Source organism: Vibrio sp. YIC-376 (assembly GCF_052353105.1).
Taxonomy (GTDB): Bacteria; Pseudomonadota; Gammaproteobacteria; order Enterobacterales; family Vibrionaceae; genus Vibrio.
Genome location: NZ_JBBWFK010000004.1, coordinates 135,358 through 151,918 on the forward strand (window position 1 = coordinate 135,358; position 16,561 = coordinate 151,918).

The following is a 16,561-nucleotide window of genomic DNA, read 5'->3' on the forward strand; positions in this document are numbered from 1 at the left end:
AATGGCCTCATTATACGGCTTGGATATCGGTTAGGAAATCCTTTTATTTGCGCAATCGCTGAATAAAAGTAAAATTGGCTCTCGCTTTTAATCTGGACATGTATCGATAGGAGTAAGTATGAAGCAAATCAGCCGTTCAGCGTTGGTATCGTTTAGTGCAGAGCAGATGTTTGATCTGGTCAATGATGTTGCTAAATACCCTGAGTTTCTGCCTGGTTGCTCGGGATCTAGAGTTATAAACGCTTCGGATGATGGTATGGTGGCTTCTGTCGATGTGGCGAAAGCAGGTATCAGTAAAACCTTTACCACTTCTAATGAACTTATTCCTGGAGAGTCAATCATGATGAACTTGGTTGATGGTCCTTTTAAGACTTTGCGTGGCGGTTGGTTTTTTACTGCTCTGGACGAGCAAGCCTGTAAAGTTGAACTCAAACTTGAATTTGAATTCTCTAGTAAAATGATCGAATTGGCTTTTGGTAAGATTTTTAACGAGCTGACTAGCAATATGGTCAATGCCTTTACTAAACGTGCGAAACAGGTGTACGAGTGTTATGAGTATTGAATCAGATATGATTCATGTAGAGGTTGTTTACGCCTTACCACATGAACAGCGTGTGTTTAATCTAGTGGTGAATAAACACGAAACGGTTGAAGAGATCATTAGTCTATCTGGTGTGCTTGAGCTGTATCCAGAAATTGATTTATCGAAGAATAAAGTTGGTGTATTCAGCCGTAATGTGAAGCTGGATGCGACGGTACGTGACAGAGACAGAATCGAAATTTATCGTCCACTACTTGCCGACCCTAAAGAGATTCGCCGTAAACGTGCGGAACAAGCGAAAGCGGCGGGCAATGCCGATCCGGTCACTGGTAGTAAGCCTAACGCTCTGCGTAAGAGTTAAACTCGGAATTATTAAAAAACCTCCCAACTGGGAGGTTTTTTGTATAAAGGTTTTATTTACTGAATTTTCTCGTAAAACTCGTCGCTTTTCGGGAAGTCACCGTTAATGTCAGCAAGAGTACCCTGATCATCGAAGTTAACGACGAGGTCTTTCTGAACAGGATCACCGTGTCCAGGGGTGTGATGGTATATGTAATACCATGTGTTTGGATAACCGTTCTCGATAAGCATCGGCGATCCAAGTACGAAGCGAACCTGTGCTTTAGTCATCCCAAACTTTAATTTATCTACCGCACTTTGTTCTACATAGTTGCCTTGGTTGATATCAATGCGATAAACCAGTTTTTCTAATACCGAACATCCTGTCAGCAACGTCATTGCTAATGGTACGGCAACTAACCACTTCTTTAATTGCATAATAATTTCTTACTAACCTTTAAAATACTGCGCTGATAATAAACAAGCTCGACGCAGATGTAAAAAGCTATGCGTCGTATGGTAGGGAATCTGACAACGAATTTTGAGTTGAGTTGCATTTATTGGTAGATATTCACTCACGTTCACTGTTAGAGACGTTTTAGCACAAGCGTAAAGGTAGTGGAAGTTGGGGGATAAACAAAGAGTCATTGGTACTTCCAATGACTCTGTAGAATAATTTATGCAGCGATAAGCAGCTCTTTGGCATTAGCAAGGGTTGAGTCGGTAATCTGACTACCACCAAGCAGACGGGCTAATTCTGCGACACGTTGTTGTTCATCCAGAGCATGCATTTGGGTCTCTGTTTGTCCTTTTTTGGTGTGCTTCGCGACAAACATTTGTTGATGGCCACAACCTGCTACTTGCGGAAGGTGAGTCACACACAGTACCTGTGTCGATTCCCCAAGTTTACGAAGCATTTTACCAACCACAGCTGCGGTTGGCCCGCTGATACCCACATCCACTTCATCGAAAATCAGGCTAGGAGTATCTACTTTCTGAGCCGTGATGACTTGAATCGCTAACGAGATACGCGATAACTCACCACCAGAAGCAACTTTCGCTATTGGTTGCAGTGGTTGGCCAGGGTTAGTTGAAACTAAGAAGCAAACGCTATCCATACCCAATGGAGAAGGGTGTGTATTTTCGTTATTTACTTCAATGTTGAACACGGCCTTTTCCATGCTTAATTCGTGCATACTTTGGGTAATGAGTTTATTCAGTTCCTTTGCGTAACGGCTGCGTGATTTATTCAGTTTCTCGGCTGAACTTAAGAAGTTTTGGTATTTTTGTTCAACTTCCTGAGCGAGTTCATCGAGTCTTTCATCAGAACAATCCAAAGCTTCTATTTGTGCTAATAAATCCTGATGATGCTGGTAAAGCTCTTCTGGCATAACATGGTGTTTACGCGCCATCGACATGACTTTGGAAAAACGCTCTTCTACATACGCCATGCGGCCGGGATCGACATCGATACTATCAAGGTAATTGCGCAGTTCGTTCTTAGTTTCTTCCAATTGAATCATTGCTTCCGCTAACATATTTGGCAGTTCAGACAGTTTCTCGTCCAATTCTGCTAATTGGATTAGGGAGTGATTGGCTGATTGCAAAATACCAAGCGCATTGACTTCTTCACCTTCGTAAATAAGTTCGATGGCTTGCTGACAGGTAGCGGCGAGCTCACCACTGTTGGATAGTCGTTTGTGCTCTTGTTCGAGTTCTGCAAATTCTTCTTCACCTAGCGATAGCTCATTCAGTTCTTTTATTTGGTATTCAAGCAATTGCTTTTGTGCCTGATTCTGCTGGCTATTTTCCTTTAGCTGCCTGAGGTTATTGTCTGCTTGGCGCCAGTGCTGATAGGCACTTCGAGTACTTGTTAGTAGATTTAAGTGACCAGCATATTGATCCAGCATGGCCATCTGATGATCACTTTTCATCAATTGATGGTGAGCATGCTGACCATGGATATTAATCAAAAGCTGACCGAGAGATTTTAGTTGTGAAAGTGGTACTGGGCTGCCATTGATGAAGGCTCTTGAGCGGCCTTCTTTAGTAATGATGCGACGCAAAATACATTCACTGCCATCGAGCAGGTCGTTATCTTCTAGCCAACGCGTTGCATGTAAGTTGTTATCCAGTAAAAATGCAGCACTCACTTCGGTTTTTTCTTCACCTTGTCGCACCATGCCTGCATCGGACCGACCACCTAAGCAGAGGCCTAAGGCATCAATTGCAATAGATTTACCTGCGCCTGTTTCACCTGTAATGGTGGTCATTCCCTTAGAAAGCTCGAGTTGTAAAGACTTAACAATTGCAAAATTATTAACACTTAGATGAGCCAGCATTTTTATTTACCTGTATAACTGAACAATACTGTATAAGAAAACAGTATATACTGTTTCTTTATACAGTAAAGATGGGCGTGAAAATTTTTGCTGGCGAAATGTTTTTTTGTGATGTTGTAGGAAAAGTGAATCGTTGGCTGACAACGAATTATTTAAATTTAAAGAGTTACGAAGAGTTGAAGCAAAACGTATGACGAATTTGGAGCGTAGAGTTGGCCGATGTGTCAAGTCGTTACCTGTTGGATATAAAGCGCAGTTATGTGGGATTTCTGCGCTTTATCAGATGGGAGCTACATTAAAAAAGTTTACTTGACCAGCCCAGTTTGTTTCGCAAAACGTGATAGTAACTGTAATCTTTCGGATGGATCAGTTTTAGTACGTTTGGGCTCTGGTATATGTGGATCTCATCACCAGGGGATACAGGTAATGAAACTTGTCCATCACAACTGACTTCTTGAGTGCCACGATTTTCTGGAGATACAAGCAGTTTGATACGGCGTTTTCCATCGACAACTAATGGCCGACTCGACAGCGTATGAGGGAACATAGGCACCAACGAAATCGCGTTTAAGCTTGGTGACAGAATCGGGCCGCCTCCAGAGAGAGAATACGCGGTTGAACCTGTCGGCGTCGATACGATCAATCCATCTGCGCGCAGTGAAAAAGCGAAGCTTTCATCGATATAAACTTCAAACTCAATCATATGTGCGATTTGGCCAGGGTGGAGAACCGCTTCGTTTAAGGCGGCATTGTGGCTTTTTATTTGACCATGGCGATGCACTTCTGCTTCAAGCAAGAAACGCTCTTCTTCGATGTATTCACCTTCGAGTACCGCTTTGAGAGCCGCTTGGAAGTCATCCGGGTTTAAATCGGTCAGAAAGCCTAAATTACCTCTGTTAACGCCGATAACTGGTACGTCAAAGCGTGATAAAATGCGTGCAGCGCCCAGCATGTTGCCGTCACCACCAACCACAATTGCAAGGTCTGAGTTTTTTCCTAGCTCAACTAAACTCGCAAACTGCTTTTGCGGGATCTCGTCTAAAATTGCAGCAAGACGATCGTCAATAAATACTTTGTAACCTTCTGCGGTCAACCATTGGTACAACTCTCTATGAGTTTGAATAGCTTGTTGATCTCTTGGTTTTCCGATAATCGCGATCACGTTACATGGATTTTTCATAGAATTTCCGCATTAAAGAGGCTTGAATCAGGAATCTTCATCCCCATAATAATGGCAAGTTACCTAAATATGCGAATTTTTATGTGGTTAAAGCCCACAAAACACGCATGGCTTTAAGAGAATTACGTTGAATTCTGGAGATATCATGAGCAACGAAGAAAATAAAGTTACCGAAGAAGAGCTTGATCAAATCATCGAAGAGGCTGAGAAAGTAGAAGCCGCAGCTCAAGAAGCTGAAGCGGAACTTGAAGAAATTGGTGATGAGAAAGACGCTAAGATTGCTCAACTAGAAGCGGCGCTATTGTCTAGCGAGACAAAAGTAAAAGATCAGCAAGACTCTGTTCTTCGAGCAAAAGCTGAAGTAGAGAACATGCGTCGCCGTACAGAGCAAGAGATCGATAAAGCTCGTAAATACGCGCTGAACAAGTTTGCAGAAGAACTGCTTCCTGTGATTGATAACTTAGAGCGTGCAATCCAAGCGGCTGATACAGAAAACGAAGTGATTAAGCCGATCCTTGAAGGTGTTGAGCTTACTCATAAAACGTTTGTAGACGTTGTTGCTAAATTTGGTCTGAAAGAGATCAATCCTGAGGGTGAAGCCTTTAACCCTGAGTTGCACCAAGCTATGTCTATCCAAGAAAGCCCGGATCACGAATCAAATACTGTTATGTTCGTTATGCAAAAAGGCTACGAGTTAAACGGCCGTGTTGTTCGTCCTGCAATGGTTATGGTTGCTAAGTAAGTTACTTTACCGTTGAAATAATCCCAAAAATGCCTGTCACATTGTGACAGGCATTTTTTTATACAATTCATTGCACTTTGTCGCTTTACTGTCTTAAAAATCGAAATTTGATCTTCTTCATAAATTTTCTTATTGGGGATAATTTTTCCAATAGTAAATTTCCGCTCTCTTTTGCTTCTGTGTTTTGAATTTATGCCTATTAACCTATTGTAATTGTTAGGCTTGTGAACGCTTGTGCTAAAAAATAACCGAAAATATGGTGAATATTGCTGAGATTTTCTGTTAACAAAAATGAAAAGATTCACTTTATTTTGTAACTTCTCTGTGTATGATTTGCGACGACTGCTTCATATTTAAGCAGATATAACTATAAAAGAGTAAATAGTAAACATAACATATTGGAGATTTATGATGGATAAATCGCTTTCTAAAAAGATTTTTATAGGTTTGTTTGCCGGCTTAGTGCTGGGGACTGCTATTCAGTATTTGTTTAGCGGTATTGCGATTTTTGATACTTATCTGCTTGGTGCAGCAGAAGGCGCTGGCGGTATGTTTGTTTCGCTGATCAAACTGCTTGTTGTTCCTTTGGTTTATGTATCAATTGTGTGTGGTATCGTCGATCTTAAAGACATTACTGCATTTGGCCGCCTTGGCGGTAAAACCTTCGCGCTTTATATCGTAAACACGATTATTGCGATTGCGGCGGCACTGACGGTTGGTCTTATTTTTCAACCAGGAGCGGGTGCTAACCTAGCGGGGACGGTTTCTGAATCCGTTCAACTTACGACGACTGAAACGCCTGATATCTTTTCTCTGGTAGTGAATATCGTACCTAGCAACCCTGTTCAGGCGTTTGCAAGCGGTGACATGCTACAAATCATTTTTATGGCGATTCTGACTGGTTTGGCAATTCAAGCTCTGGATTCTCGTGGTGGTCCGGCTATTCGTACCTTTAAGATGGCAAACGAAATCATGATGAAACTCGTTGGCCTGGTTATGAGCCTCGCGCCTTACGGTGTATTTGCTTTAATGATTCAACTGGGTGCAACGTTGGACGCAAACACGCTGATGTCTGTAGCTGGTTATGTTGCTCTCGTAGTGTCGATGCTAGTGTTCTGGATATTCTTCTTCTATCCAGTAGCAGTCGGTCTTGCGACAGGTACTTCTCCAAAGACCTTTTTGCGCGCGACACATGAACAAATTCTGTTCTCTTTATCTACTGCAAGTTCAAACGCAACCATTCCTGTCACCATGCGCACGCTGACAGAAAAGCTGCAGGTTTCTAAATCCGTGGCTGGTTTCGGTGTACCACTAGGTGCAACAATGAACATGTCTGGTGTATCTATTTATATCGCATTGGCGACGATTTTTGTGGCGAATGCTTTTGGTCAGCCAATTAATACGGCAGATATCTTCACACTTGGTTTGACGATTCTTCTGCTATCGATTGGTGCTGGTGGTGTTCCAGGCGGTGGTGTTGTGATGGTTGGTGTTTTACTTCACCAACTAGGTTTGCCACCAGAAGGTTTAGCAATTATTGCAGCAGTTGACCGTATTAACGACATGTTCTGTACGTCTTCTAATGTTGTAGGTGATACGGCGGTAAACACTATCGTTGCTAAATCAGAAGGTGAGATAGGTAAAGAAGAAATCGTTGATGCGGAGCCTGTTCAGGCAAGCGCGTAATGTTCTGAATTATCTTTACTATATAAAGCAGAAAGCGAGTCCATAGGGCTCGTTTTTTATTGTAAATAACATGGTAAAGGCAGTTTAGATTAATACAGGTGGTGATTTACCGAGCTACGACTTTGTGACGCATTACTAACTAATCGTAAAGAAAGCCAATAAATTAGAAAAATGACGCTTTTTTTTAATTCTGCCCTTGAAAAGCATTTTGCCGCCCTTATCTATGTGGCATAGAGAAGCAAACATTGATTATTTTTGTTTGTGAGCAAGGGTTGAAACCCGATTCTCCTCCCCCCACATTGGGGTTATAACCAAACGAAAATAGAATTTATTCGGAGATAGCCAGATGGGTAAAATCATTGGTATTGACTTAGGTACTACTAACTCATGTGTTGCAGTATTGGACGGCGACAAACCTCGTGTAATTGAAAACGCAGAGGGTGAACGTACTACTGCATCGGTTATTGCTTACACTGACGGTGAGACACTAGTAGGTCAACCAGCGAAACGTCAAGCAGTAACTAACCCAGAAAACACGCTATTTGCAATTAAGCGTCTTATCGGTCGTCGTTTTGAAGACGAAGAAGTTCAGCGTGACATCGAAATCATGCCTTACAAAATTGTTAAGGCTGACAACGGCGACGCTTGGGTAGAAGCTAAAGGCCAAAAAATGGCGGCTCCTCAGGTTTCAGCTGAAGTTCTTAAGAAAATGAAGAAAACTGCTGAAGACTTCCTAGGTGAGCCAGTAACTGGCGCAGTTATCACAGTACCTGCGTACTTCAACGATGCTCAGCGTCAAGCAACTAAAGATGCTGGCCGTATCGCAGGTCTAGAAGTTAAACGTATCATCAACGAACCAACAGCAGCAGCGCTAGCGTACGGCCTAGATAAGAAAGGCGGTGACCGCACTATCGCTGTATATGACCTTGGTGGTGGTACATTCGATATCTCAATCATCGAAATCGATGAAGTTGAAGGCGAGAAAACGTTCGAAGTTCTAGCAACTAACGGTGACACTCACCTTGGTGGTGAAGACTTTGATAACCGTCTAATCAACTACTTAGTAGGCGAGTTCAAGAAAGAGCAAGGCATTGATCTTAAGAACGATCCACTAGCTATGCAGCGTGTTAAAGAAGCAGCAGAAAAAGCGAAAATCGAGCTTTCTTCTACTACTCAAACTGACGTAAACCTACCTTACGTTACTGCAGACGCGACTGGTCCTAAGCACATGAACATTAAAGTGACTCGTGCGAAGCTAGAATCTCTAGTTGAAGACCTGGTACAACGTTCTCTTGACCCTCTAAAAGTAGCTCTAGCTGACGCTGACCTATCAGTAAACGACATCACTGACGTAATCCTGGTTGGTGGTCAGACTCGTATGCCAATGGTTCAAGCGAAAGTTGCTGAGTTCTTTGGTAAAGAAGCGCGTCGCGATGTAAACCCTGATGAAGCAGTAGCAATGGGTGCTGCAGTTCAAGGTGGTGTACTTGCTGGTGAAGTGAAAGACGTACTACTTCTAGACGTAACTCCACTGTCTCTGGGTATCGAGACAATGGGCGGCGTAATGACTAAGCTAGTTGAGAAGAATACAACTATCCCAACTAAAGCGAACCAGGTTTTCTCCACAGCAGAAGACAACCAGAACGCGGTAACTATCCACGTTCTGCAAGGTGAGCGTAAGCAAGCGAGCTACAACAAGTCTCTAGGTCAATTTAACCTGGAAGGCATTCAGCCTGCGCCACGTGGTATGCCACAAATCGAAGTAACTTTCGACCTGGATGCGGACGGTATCCTGCACGTATCAGCGAAAGACAAACAGACTGGTAAAGAGCAGAAGATCACTATCCAGGCTTCTAGCGGTCTGAGCGATGAAGACATCGAGAAAATGGTACAAGAAGCAGAAGCTAACAAAGAAGCGGACAAAAAGTTCGAAGAGCTAGCAACTGCACGTAACCAAGCAGACCAAATGATTCACGGTACTCGTAAGCAAATTGAAGAAGCAGGTGATGCTCTTCCAGCTGAAGAGAAAGAGAAGATTGAAGCTGCTATTTCTGAGCTAGAAGAAGCGCGTAAAGGCGAAGATAAAGAAGCTATCGACGCTAAAGTTCAGGCGCTTATGACGGCTGCTCAAAAACTGATGGAAATCGCTCAGCAAAAAGCTCAAGCACAACAAGGTGCTGAAGCAGGTGCTCAAAAGTCTACAGATGACGATGTTGTAGACGCTGAGTTCGAAGAAGTTAAAGACGATAAGAAGTAATTCAACATTAGGGTAGTTTGCTGCGATGGCAGAAAATTATCCTGTTGGAAACACTTATTGGAATCTTTGCGGGCGTTTGAGGTGACTCTGACGCCCGCATGTTTGTGAATAGTCCGGTCTTTCTAGCTAAGCGCTTTTTTAAGAAAGCTTTTATCTAAAACGATATTAACACCAAGCGGCAGTGGCCGTTTGCAGTACTACATTGGTGACGAAGAACATGTCAAAACGTGATTTTTACGAAGTATTAGGCGTTAGCCGTGATGCATCAGAACGTGATATCAAGAAGGCTTATAAGCGTCTTGCTATGAAATTCCACCCAGACCGTAACCAGGGTGATGATTCTGCTGCGGATAAGTTTAAAGAAGTAAAAGAAGCGTACGAAATTCTAACCGACTCTCAGAAAAAAGCGGCATATGATCAGTACGGCCATGCTGCTTTTGAACAAGGCGGCGGTGGTTTCGGTGGCGGCTTTGGCGGCGGCGGTGCTGATTTCGGCGACATCTTTGGTGACGTATTCGGTGATATCTTTGGTGGTGGTCGTCGTGGCGGTGGTAGTGCTCATCGCGCACAACGCGGTGCCGATCTTCGTTACAACATGGAGCTGACTCTTGAAGAAGCGGTTCGTGGTGTTTCAAAAGAGATCGAAGTTCCAACGCTTGTACACTGTGACTCGTGTGATGGCAGCGGTGCGAAAAAAGGCACGTCGGCTGAAACTTGTGGTACCTGTCATGGCCACGGTCAAGTTCAAATGCGCCAAGGTTTCTTTGCAGTGCAGCAAACCTGTCCAACCTGTCATGGTAAAGGTAAGATCATTAAAGACCCTTGTAATGAGTGTCATGGTCAGGGCCGTAAGCAAAAAACTAAAACACTTAACGTTAAGATCCCTGCAGGTGTTGATACAGGCGATCGCATTCGTCTATCAGGTGAAGGTGAAGCGGGAGAAATGGGCGCACCAGCGGGTGACCTATATGTTCAGGTTCACGTAAAAGATCACCACATTTTTGAGCGTGACGGCAACAACCTGTACTGTGAGGTGCCAGTAAGCTTTGCTATGGCAGCACTTGGTGGGGAAGTTGAAGTACCGACACTGGATGGTCGAGTGAATCTAAAAGTACCTTCTGAAACACAAACTGGCCGTATGTTCCGTATGCGTGGCAAAGGTGTGAAAGGCGTCCGCGGCGGTGGTATTGGCGACTTAATCGTTAAGTTGGTGGTAGAAACACCAGTGAACCTAAGCTCACGTCAGAAAGAGTTGTTGAAAGAGTTTGAAGAGTCTTGCGGTGGTGAAGCAGCAACGAAGCATAAGCCTAAATCAGAAGGCTTCTTCAATGGCGTTAAAAAGTTCTTCGATGATCTGACGAGCTAAAGCGACCAACAATTAAAGATGACAAAGGCTTGCAGAGATGCAGGCCTTTTTCGTTTTTAACGACTATCAGTTCCAACACGCGTTTGGTGATTCAACATTTGCTGAAGTCAGTGTGATGGTATTCACCCCGGCAGGGAAGCAGCTGTCCCCATCTTGCCCCCGATCAGATTTGGCCGTTGCCGTGATGGTATAAGCCGTAGTGGCGGAACTCACGATAGAAAAAGTAAAGCGATTGCTGTCAGAATCACATATCGCGCAGTGGCCGCCTGGAATAATATGGCTCCAGTCATACCCGTTGTCGTAAGACGTTTCCAATTCTAGCTGGATACGGCTGATATCACTTAGTGCCACTGTTCGGTGCGACTTAATGACATGGTTTGTGTACGAGGGATAAGCGACAGCAGAAATGATTCCGACGATCACGACTGCTATCAGTAATTCGATCAATGTCATCCCGCCTAATCTTATTTTGTAGCTGTTACAACGATAAATTCGAATCATTACGAGTAGTTTCCTTTTCACTTTTCCGACTATTTTTGGCAGGTGATAGCATCTGTGCAAGATGAATTACAGCTAATTAGTTGTTTGCATAGGAATTTGGGAAATGCCTCGCGGGTTTACGTTGTTGGAGCTACTTATTACGGTATCGGTGCTGAGTATTTTGTTGGCGGTTGCGGCTCCGAGTTTTAGTCGTGTTTCTCAAACAGTACAAATGCAAGGCCTTGCAACAGAACTTGTTGGATTTCTTAATCAAAGTAAGTCAGAAGCGGTAATGAGAAATACAAACCTGTATGTGCATTTTACGATGAATAAAAATGACACCATTAATAGGGGAACTTGGTCACTTACGTTGACGGATTCATCGACTGTGGGGGGGAATACCATATTACATTTTTCCGGCTCACCTTATTCTGAGTTGTCGATAAAGCATAACTATGCCACCAAATATATAAGCTTTGAAGAAGTAAGAGGGCGGCCTAGCTCCGGGAATATAGAGTTCTTCTCGACTAACAATCAGAATTCAAAATTGAAAATCAAACTTTCGAATCCACCTGGACGCATCAAGGTTTGTAGCGAGTCTGGAGCAAAGTTATATGATTACCCAAAATGTTCGTAAACGCTTTCAACAAGGCAGTTCTTTAATCGAGTTAATGATCAGTTCGTTAATTGGATTAATTCTATTGGGAGTGATCGGCTCTGTATTTCTTAGCTTGCAAAAAACAGCAAGAGAGAAAAGTTTAGAATTACATCTCCTACAGGCCCTCAACCTAACTTTTTCAGTGGTGAAAGAGGATATTCAACGCGCAGGTTACGATGGTGGTAACGGTCATTCACTTAAGCTATCGGGAGCGACGGATACTATTACCATTAGCGGTGGTTCCTCTATAGGTTTTGTTTACTTCAAAGAAGGCTCTATAGATAACGAAAATTATCGAAACATTAAGTATGAGAAGCGAGATACTCGGCTTGTTATGTGTGAACAAGGAAAGGTCTCTCAAACGCAAATATTAACCTTTAACGCCGTGGGCTCTTGTTATTCTTTATTTGACCAAGATATTTTTCAAGTTACTCAATTTACCGTGAGTTCAGGGACAGTTACGAATGGCAAAAATACAAGTGCATTAACCGACATCCAATTAGGTTTACAAACGGTTGATGGCTCTTTTAGCAAAGTGGAAACAGTCTCAATTAAGCAAAGGAACTGGCAATGAAATTTAAGTCTAACCAATCAGGCTATGTCGCATTATTAGTGACTTCAGTTCTTTTGCTTCTCGCTTTAATCGTGGCACTTGCATCATCAAAAGGTATCTTTTTTCAAATTAAAGTTGCTCAGAATGAGTTAAAAGCTCGACAGGCACATTGGAAAGCCGAAGGTGGGTTGGAATGTGCGTTTTCTAAAGCAAAGCTAGAGAAAGAAATACCTGCGACGGTTAATGACTGCAAGGTGGCAATGGAACTAAATGGACTTACATTTTCTCCAGAAGTATCCAGTGTTGTCACTGCTGAAACTGAAAACACGAAAGTCAAAAAAATCATTAAATTTCCATCCCTTGGCGGAGCTGGAGCCATAAAATCCATTTCTGATCTTGTTATTAATGGTTCTTATACTAGTTCTCCTGATCCCGGTAAAAGTCTCGGGAATAATTCATGGGAATGTACATCGGTACTCTATTTTAATTACTTCTACGCTACAAGCGTGAGCACATATCATCCATATCAACTATCTAAACCTTACGCAAAATTTCCTGATAGCCCGTCTGGTCGGGAGCAAAGATGTGCGGCTACTCATTATAGTTGGGGGCAGAGTGTTGCAGGCTCTAAAAATGACTATCGACAATCTTCAAGCATGGATCCTTTTAAGGATGTATTTGATGTACCAAAAAACGAATGGTTTGACGTGATGTCTGATAACTCACTTTTTGGTTATGTGCCCCTTTCTCTCAACTCGGTCACTTTGGATTCTGAATCTGATTTACCAGCGCCCAGTTTCAACACGAACTGTGCGGAAAGTATCGTAGACAATATTGAAGCAGGTAAAGATCTTATTTGGGTCTACGGTGGATGTGAAATAAATACTGATGACTTCACTAGCATCAAAACTGCTATTGATAATAACTTAAGTGGCAATGGCATTATTTTAGTCGTTCAAGACGGGATCTTATCAACGAGAGGGACTCAGGATTTCACTGGGATGCTCTATCACTTCATTTCACCGCTGTATGCAGATCCGACGACGGGTGTTGCGCCGGACTTTACCGACTGGGAGGCACTTCAGAACAACGCAGATTTAAATGGGGTGATTGCTGCACTAGCTGGTACCGTACCAATGAGCAAGGCAAGAGTTGGTTACTTCCAACATGGCTCTTTCAACCCGTTAGGTGGTTTTGTGATGGATGCTCCAGGCACTTTCGCTCTTTTCAACACTTCATTATCGTTTCATTACAATCGGGATGTGATTAATGAACCGATGAAAAAGCTTAAAAAAGTATATTGGAAAAAAGGTTCTTGGAATGATCTTTAAACAGAAAGGATTTAGTCTGCTCGAAGTATTGATCGCATTTCTCCTTCTCGGCGTTGGGGCGTTGGGGTTAACAAAGCTGAACGTATACTTAGAACGGGAATCGGAATATGCAATCAAAAGTATCGAAGCGCTGCGTCTAGCCGAAAACAAACTCGAATGGTTCCGCACCCGAGGAGCTTCCGCGGCTGTTTCAGCAATGCCAGTTGCTGACTTTGATTCTATCGCTACAGGCTCTTCCACTGCAGGAGCTTACACCCTTCAATGGCAGGTACCACCGGCGACAGTCTCGGGATCGTTAAAGACAATCGTTATTACCTCAAGTTGGGAAGATAGAATGGGGCAAACGCAATCCGTTCAACTGAAAACAATGCTTTCGCGCTACAGCGAATTCGATAATTAAACTGGCTTGAGTTCTTAATCTTCCTTTTCGAAAGCGTTGTGGCCTTTTTCCTACGCTGTTTTCGGCTTTATTTTCATCAGTTAATGGAGGGTTCTTGAACTGTTAACATGAATGATGTGCTACTGTTTTTATTATGTTTAATTGAGATGCTGTTTTTGCAAAATATGTCTCCAAATATGAAAAAAAACGTAGCAGCTTATCCTTTTGCTCTTGGTTTTTACTAGAATGCTTGGTTGATAACAGGCCGTAATAAATTATTCCAAAAGGCTATATTAACAACATCATTCATTATGGAGTTACCATGAGTAACCAAGCAATTGATAAGGCACCATCTTCTAAGCCGAGTGGGATGGATCGCTTTTTAAACTTTATCGAACGTGCAGGTAACAAAATTCCTGATCCTGCGATTCTGTTTTTCTGGGCACTAATTATCACTTGGGCTGCGTCGGCACTTTTGTCGAATGTGACATTCGATCTAGTAAACCCTCGAACGGGTGAAGCTTTAGCGGTCACAAACCTTCTAACTGGTGATGCACTGGCTAGCTTCCTTGCGAATATGGTGACAACATTTACTGGCTTTGCACCACTAGGTATTGTTCTGGTGGCTATGCTAGGTGTGGGTGTTGCAGATTCTTCTGGTTTTATCACGACGGGTCTTAAGAAGATGCTGAGCTTTACACCAGCTAAGCTGCTTACACCAATGCTGATTCTGGTAGCTATTGTATCGCATACAGCAGCGGATGCGGGCTATGTTCTGGTTATCCCTCTGGGTGGTATCATTTTCCATGCTGCAGGCCGTCATCCTTTAGCTGGTATTGCGGCAGCATTTGCTGGTGTTTCGGGGGGCTTCTCAGCAAACTTTATTCCTTCTGGTATTGACCCTCTACTTGCTGGTTTCACTCAGACAGCAGCACAGGTTCTTGACCCTGAATACGTAGTAAACCCATTAGCGAACATTTTCTTTACTGGTATCTCTTCAGTCATCATTGTGGCTATCGGTTGGTATGTTACAGAGAAAATTATCGAACCTCGCTTGGCAAGAACACCAGTAGATGAAGATGCAGAAACGGCTCCTGATCTGGGTTCATTCACTGAGATTGAGTCAAAAGCATTCCGTTATGCTGGCTGGGCAATGCTGGCTGGTATTGCACTTCTTGTGGTGGCGTTGATTCCTGAAAGTTCAGCTCTGCGTTCACCTGAAGGTGAGATCACCGCATTCTCTGCACCGATCATGAAGTCAATTGTTCCGTTGATCTTCATTCTGTTCATCATCCCTGGTTATGTTTACGGTAAAGTTTCTGGCAAGTTCAAGTCTAGTAACGACATTATCAAAGCAATGTCGGACACAATGTCGACCATGGGTGCTTACATTGTGATGTCTTTCTTCTGCGCTCAGTTCTTGTCTGCATTTGCGCAGTCAAACATTGGTACGATGCTGGCGCTATACGGCGCTGAAGGCCTGAAAGCAATGAACTTGCCGGGTGAAGCAACCATCATCGGTATGATTCTGCTTACCGCTTCAGTAAACCTGCTTATTGGCTCTGCATCTGCAAAATGGGCACTAATCGGTCCAATTCTGGTTCCTATGCTAATGGCGGTTGGTATCTCTCCTGAGCTATCTCAGGCGGCGTACCGTGTCGGTGACTCTGTATCAAACATCATCTCACCTCTAATGGTATTCTTCCCGCTTGTGGTGGTGTACTGCCAGCGCTACGTTAAATCTACGGGTATTGGTACGCTTGCTTCACTGATGATGCCATTCTCGATCGCTATGCTGATTGGCTGGTCTATTTTCCTAATCGCATACTGGATGATCGGTATTCCTCTAGGTATTCAAGCACCTTACACTTACACCATGTAGTTAATATACAACGGAAACTTGAAAGCGCAGATCATAAGGTCTGCGCTTTTTTGTTTGAGTCTTTACGAGCGTCATTTCCTAGAGCGACAAAGGAGAGAGCAGGGAATCTCTTCCGTTACTGTAGCGAACAGAGAGTTAGTGATAATATTGCCTCGTTATTCTTTACTAGAGCTATCTGGAGTCCCTTTGTCAGACCTTCAATTCACTTCCCAAGATGAACAATTTATGCGCCGTGCGATGGAACTGGCTGAGATGGCTGAAGCAGAAGGCGAGGTGCCAGTTGGTGCGGTCTTGGTAAAAGATGGAGAGATCATTGCTGAAGGTTGGAATCGGTCTATTTGTGCTCATGACGCTACCGCTCATGCGGAAATTCAGACATTACGTAAAGCTGGGCAAGTGTTAGAGAACTATCGATTGTTAGATACTACGCTTTACGTGACGTTAGAGCCCTGCCCGATGTGTGCCGGGGCACTACTACACAGCCGTGTAAAGCGAGTGGTCTTCGGTGCTCCTGATCTTAAAGCAGGTGCTGCGGGGACGGTATTAAACGTGTTTGAAAGTCAGGCTTCATACCACTACGCAACGGTTGAAAAAGGGTTGCTGGAAGAAGAATGTCGTGATCAGTTGCAAGCATTTTTTAAGCGTCGCCGTAAAGAAATTAAAGCAAAGAAACAGGCAGAAAAAGTGTTGCAGAGTGGGCAGGAAAATCGAAGCGAGTAGGTGAATTTCAGCAAACATCTACGTATAGGTAGATGTTTGCTTCAAGTTCTCAGTGATTCACTAAGTGAACGAAAACACGATGACGCGAACTGATCTTCTTTTTCA

16 protein-coding genes are annotated in these 16,561 nt (G+C 43.3%); 12 read left to right on the forward strand and 4 right to left on the reverse strand.

What is annotated here, in order from left to right; all coding sequences use genetic code 11:
- Positions 1-118: 118 nt before the first annotated feature.
- Together WJM94_RS09585 and WJM94_RS09590 are read left to right on the forward strand one after the other, a co-directional pair.
- Positions 119-562 carry an SRPBCC family protein gene (locus WJM94_RS09585; protein ID WP_444494021.1) on the forward strand — a complete coding sequence of 148 codons (444 nt, stop codon included), beginning with the start codon at positions 119-121 and terminating at the stop codon, positions 560-562.
- Complete coding sequence (locus tag WJM94_RS09590; protein WP_444494022.1) at positions 552-902, forward strand: RnfH family protein; 351 nt, start codon at positions 552-554, stop codon at positions 900-902. The genes WJM94_RS09585 and WJM94_RS09590 overlap by 11 nt, the downstream gene beginning before the upstream one ends.
- 56 nt (positions 903-958) lie before the next feature.
- Here the strand turns inward: WJM94_RS09590 and bamE are convergent, their stop codons facing one another.
- The 3 genes from bamE to nadK all read right to left on the reverse strand — a co-directional run bounded on the left by bamE (position 959) and on the right by nadK (position 4,402).
- Entirely contained in the window at positions 959-1,318 is a 360-nt protein-coding gene (bamE, locus tag WJM94_RS09595) for an outer membrane protein assembly factor BamE (RefSeq protein ID WP_444494023.1), read from the reverse strand.
- Positions 1,319-1,557: 239 nt separating this feature from the next.
- The gene (gene recN / locus WJM94_RS09600) at positions 1,558-3,222 is read right to left on the reverse strand and encodes a DNA repair protein RecN (RefSeq protein WP_444494024.1); all 1,665 of its coding nucleotides are present in this window, start codon (positions 3,220-3,222) and stop codon (positions 1,558-1,560) included.
- A gap of 295 nt (positions 3,223-3,517) precedes the next feature.
- Entirely contained in the window at positions 3,518-4,402 is an 885-nt protein-coding gene (gene nadK / locus WJM94_RS09605; RefSeq protein ID WP_444494025.1) for an NAD(+) kinase, read from the reverse strand.
- Positions 4,403-4,547: 145 nt separating this feature from the next.
- Between nadK and grpE the strand changes: the two genes are divergently transcribed.
- The 4 genes from grpE to dnaJ all read left to right on the forward strand — a co-directional run bounded on the left by grpE (position 4,548) and on the right by dnaJ (position 10,453).
- Positions 4,548-5,144 (forward strand): nucleotide exchange factor GrpE, encoded by a 597-nt coding sequence (gene grpE / locus WJM94_RS09610; RefSeq protein ID WP_444494026.1) that lies wholly within the window; start codon positions 4,548-4,550, stop codon positions 5,142-5,144.
- Between the two features lie 411 nt (positions 5,145-5,555).
- Positions 5,556-6,830: a dicarboxylate/amino acid:cation symporter gene (locus WJM94_RS09615; protein WP_444494229.1), complete on the forward strand. Its 1,275-nt coding sequence runs from the start codon at positions 5,556-5,558 to the stop codon at positions 6,828-6,830.
- A gap of 346 nt (positions 6,831-7,176) precedes the next feature.
- Positions 7,177-9,087, forward strand: a complete 1,911-nt coding sequence (gene dnaK / locus WJM94_RS09620) for a molecular chaperone DnaK (protein WP_444494027.1) — start codon at positions 7,177-7,179, stop codon at positions 9,085-9,087.
- Between the two features lie 217 nt (positions 9,088-9,304).
- Positions 9,305-10,453: a molecular chaperone DnaJ gene (dnaJ, locus tag WJM94_RS09625; RefSeq protein WP_444494028.1), complete on the forward strand. Its 1,149-nt coding sequence runs from the start codon at positions 9,305-9,307 to the stop codon at positions 10,451-10,453.
- A 66-nt stretch (positions 10,454-10,519) separates the two neighbouring features.
- Here the strand turns inward: dnaJ and WJM94_RS09630 are convergent, their stop codons facing one another.
- A complete protein-coding gene (locus WJM94_RS09630) occupies positions 10,520-10,954 on the reverse strand; it encodes a type IV pilin protein (RefSeq protein ID WP_444494029.1) in 435 nt (144 codons plus the stop codon).
- A gap of 103 nt (positions 10,955-11,057) precedes the next feature.
- On the opposite strand from WJM94_RS09630, the gene WJM94_RS09635 reads away from it, so the two are divergent.
- The 6 genes from WJM94_RS09635 (at position 11,058) to tadA (ending at position 16,456) form a co-directional block, all read left to right on the forward strand.
- Positions 11,058-11,570 (forward strand): GspH/FimT family pseudopilin, encoded by a 513-nt coding sequence (locus WJM94_RS09635; RefSeq protein ID WP_444494030.1) that lies wholly within the window; start codon positions 11,058-11,060, stop codon positions 11,568-11,570.
- Positions 11,548-12,165: a PilW family protein gene (locus WJM94_RS09640; RefSeq protein ID WP_444494031.1), complete on the forward strand. Its 618-nt coding sequence runs from the start codon at positions 11,548-11,550 to the stop codon at positions 12,163-12,165. The genes WJM94_RS09635 and WJM94_RS09640 overlap by 23 nt, the downstream gene beginning before the upstream one ends.
- Positions 12,162-13,475: a hypothetical protein gene (locus tag WJM94_RS09645; protein ID WP_444494032.1), complete on the forward strand. Its 1,314-nt coding sequence runs from the start codon at positions 12,162-12,164 to the stop codon at positions 13,473-13,475. Before WJM94_RS09640 ends, WJM94_RS09645 begins: the two co-directional genes overlap by 4 nt.
- Positions 13,465-13,875 (forward strand): type IV pilus modification PilV family protein, encoded by a 411-nt coding sequence (locus tag WJM94_RS09650; protein ID WP_444494033.1) that lies wholly within the window; start codon positions 13,465-13,467, stop codon positions 13,873-13,875. Before WJM94_RS09645 ends, WJM94_RS09650 begins: the two co-directional genes overlap by 11 nt.
- Before the next feature lie 301 nt (positions 13,876-14,176).
- Positions 14,177-15,736 (forward strand): AbgT family transporter, encoded by a 1,560-nt coding sequence (locus WJM94_RS09655; RefSeq protein WP_444494034.1) that lies wholly within the window; start codon positions 14,177-14,179, stop codon positions 15,734-15,736.
- A 186-nt stretch (positions 15,737-15,922) separates the two neighbouring features.
- Entirely contained in the window at positions 15,923-16,456 is a 534-nt protein-coding gene (gene tadA, locus WJM94_RS09660; RefSeq protein WP_444494035.1) for a tRNA adenosine(34) deaminase TadA, read from the forward strand.
- Positions 16,457-16,561: the final 105 nt, after the last annotated feature.

Coding starts and splice junctions, on each gene's coding strand:
- WJM94_RS09615 (WP_444494229.1), top strand. CDS start 5,556: ATGGATAAATCGCTTTCTAAAAAGATTTTTATAGGTTTGTTTGCCGGC.
- WJM94_RS09650 (WP_444494033.1), top strand. CDS start 13,465: ATGATCTTTAAACAGAAAGGATTTAGTCTGCTCGAAGTATTGATCGCA.
- WJM94_RS09585 (WP_444494021.1), top strand. CDS start 119: ATGAAGCAAATCAGCCGTTCAGCGTTGGTATCGTTTAGTGCAGAGCAG.
- WJM94_RS09640 (WP_444494031.1), top strand. CDS start 11,548: ATGATTACCCAAAATGTTCGTAAACGCTTTCAACAAGGCAGTTCTTTA.
- WJM94_RS09630 (WP_444494029.1), bottom strand. CDS start 10,954: ATGATTCGAATTTATCGTTGTAACAGCTACAAAATAAGATTAGGCGGG.
- bamE (WP_444494023.1), bottom strand. CDS start 1,318: ATGCAATTAAAGAAGTGGTTAGTTGCCGTACCATTAGCAATGACGTTG.
- nadK (WP_444494025.1), bottom strand. CDS start 4,402: ATGAAAAATCCATGTAACGTGATCGCGATTATCGGAAAACCAAGAGAT.
- WJM94_RS09590 (WP_444494022.1), top strand. CDS start 552: ATGAGTATTGAATCAGATATGATTCATGTAGAGGTTGTTTACGCCTTA.
- dnaJ (WP_444494028.1), top strand. CDS start 9,305: ATGTCAAAACGTGATTTTTACGAAGTATTAGGCGTTAGCCGTGATGCA.
- WJM94_RS09655 (WP_444494034.1), top strand. CDS start 14,177: ATGAGTAACCAAGCAATTGATAAGGCACCATCTTCTAAGCCGAGTGGG.
- WJM94_RS09645 (WP_444494032.1), top strand. CDS start 12,162: ATGAAATTTAAGTCTAACCAATCAGGCTATGTCGCATTATTAGTGACT.
- grpE (WP_444494026.1), top strand. CDS start 4,548: ATGAGCAACGAAGAAAATAAAGTTACCGAAGAAGAGCTTGATCAAATC.
- dnaK (WP_444494027.1), top strand. CDS start 7,177: ATGGGTAAAATCATTGGTATTGACTTAGGTACTACTAACTCATGTGTT.
- WJM94_RS09635 (WP_444494030.1), top strand. CDS start 11,058: ATGCCTCGCGGGTTTACGTTGTTGGAGCTACTTATTACGGTATCGGTG.
- recN (WP_444494024.1), bottom strand. CDS start 3,222: ATGCTGGCTCATCTAAGTGTTAATAATTTTGCAATTGTTAAGTCTTTA.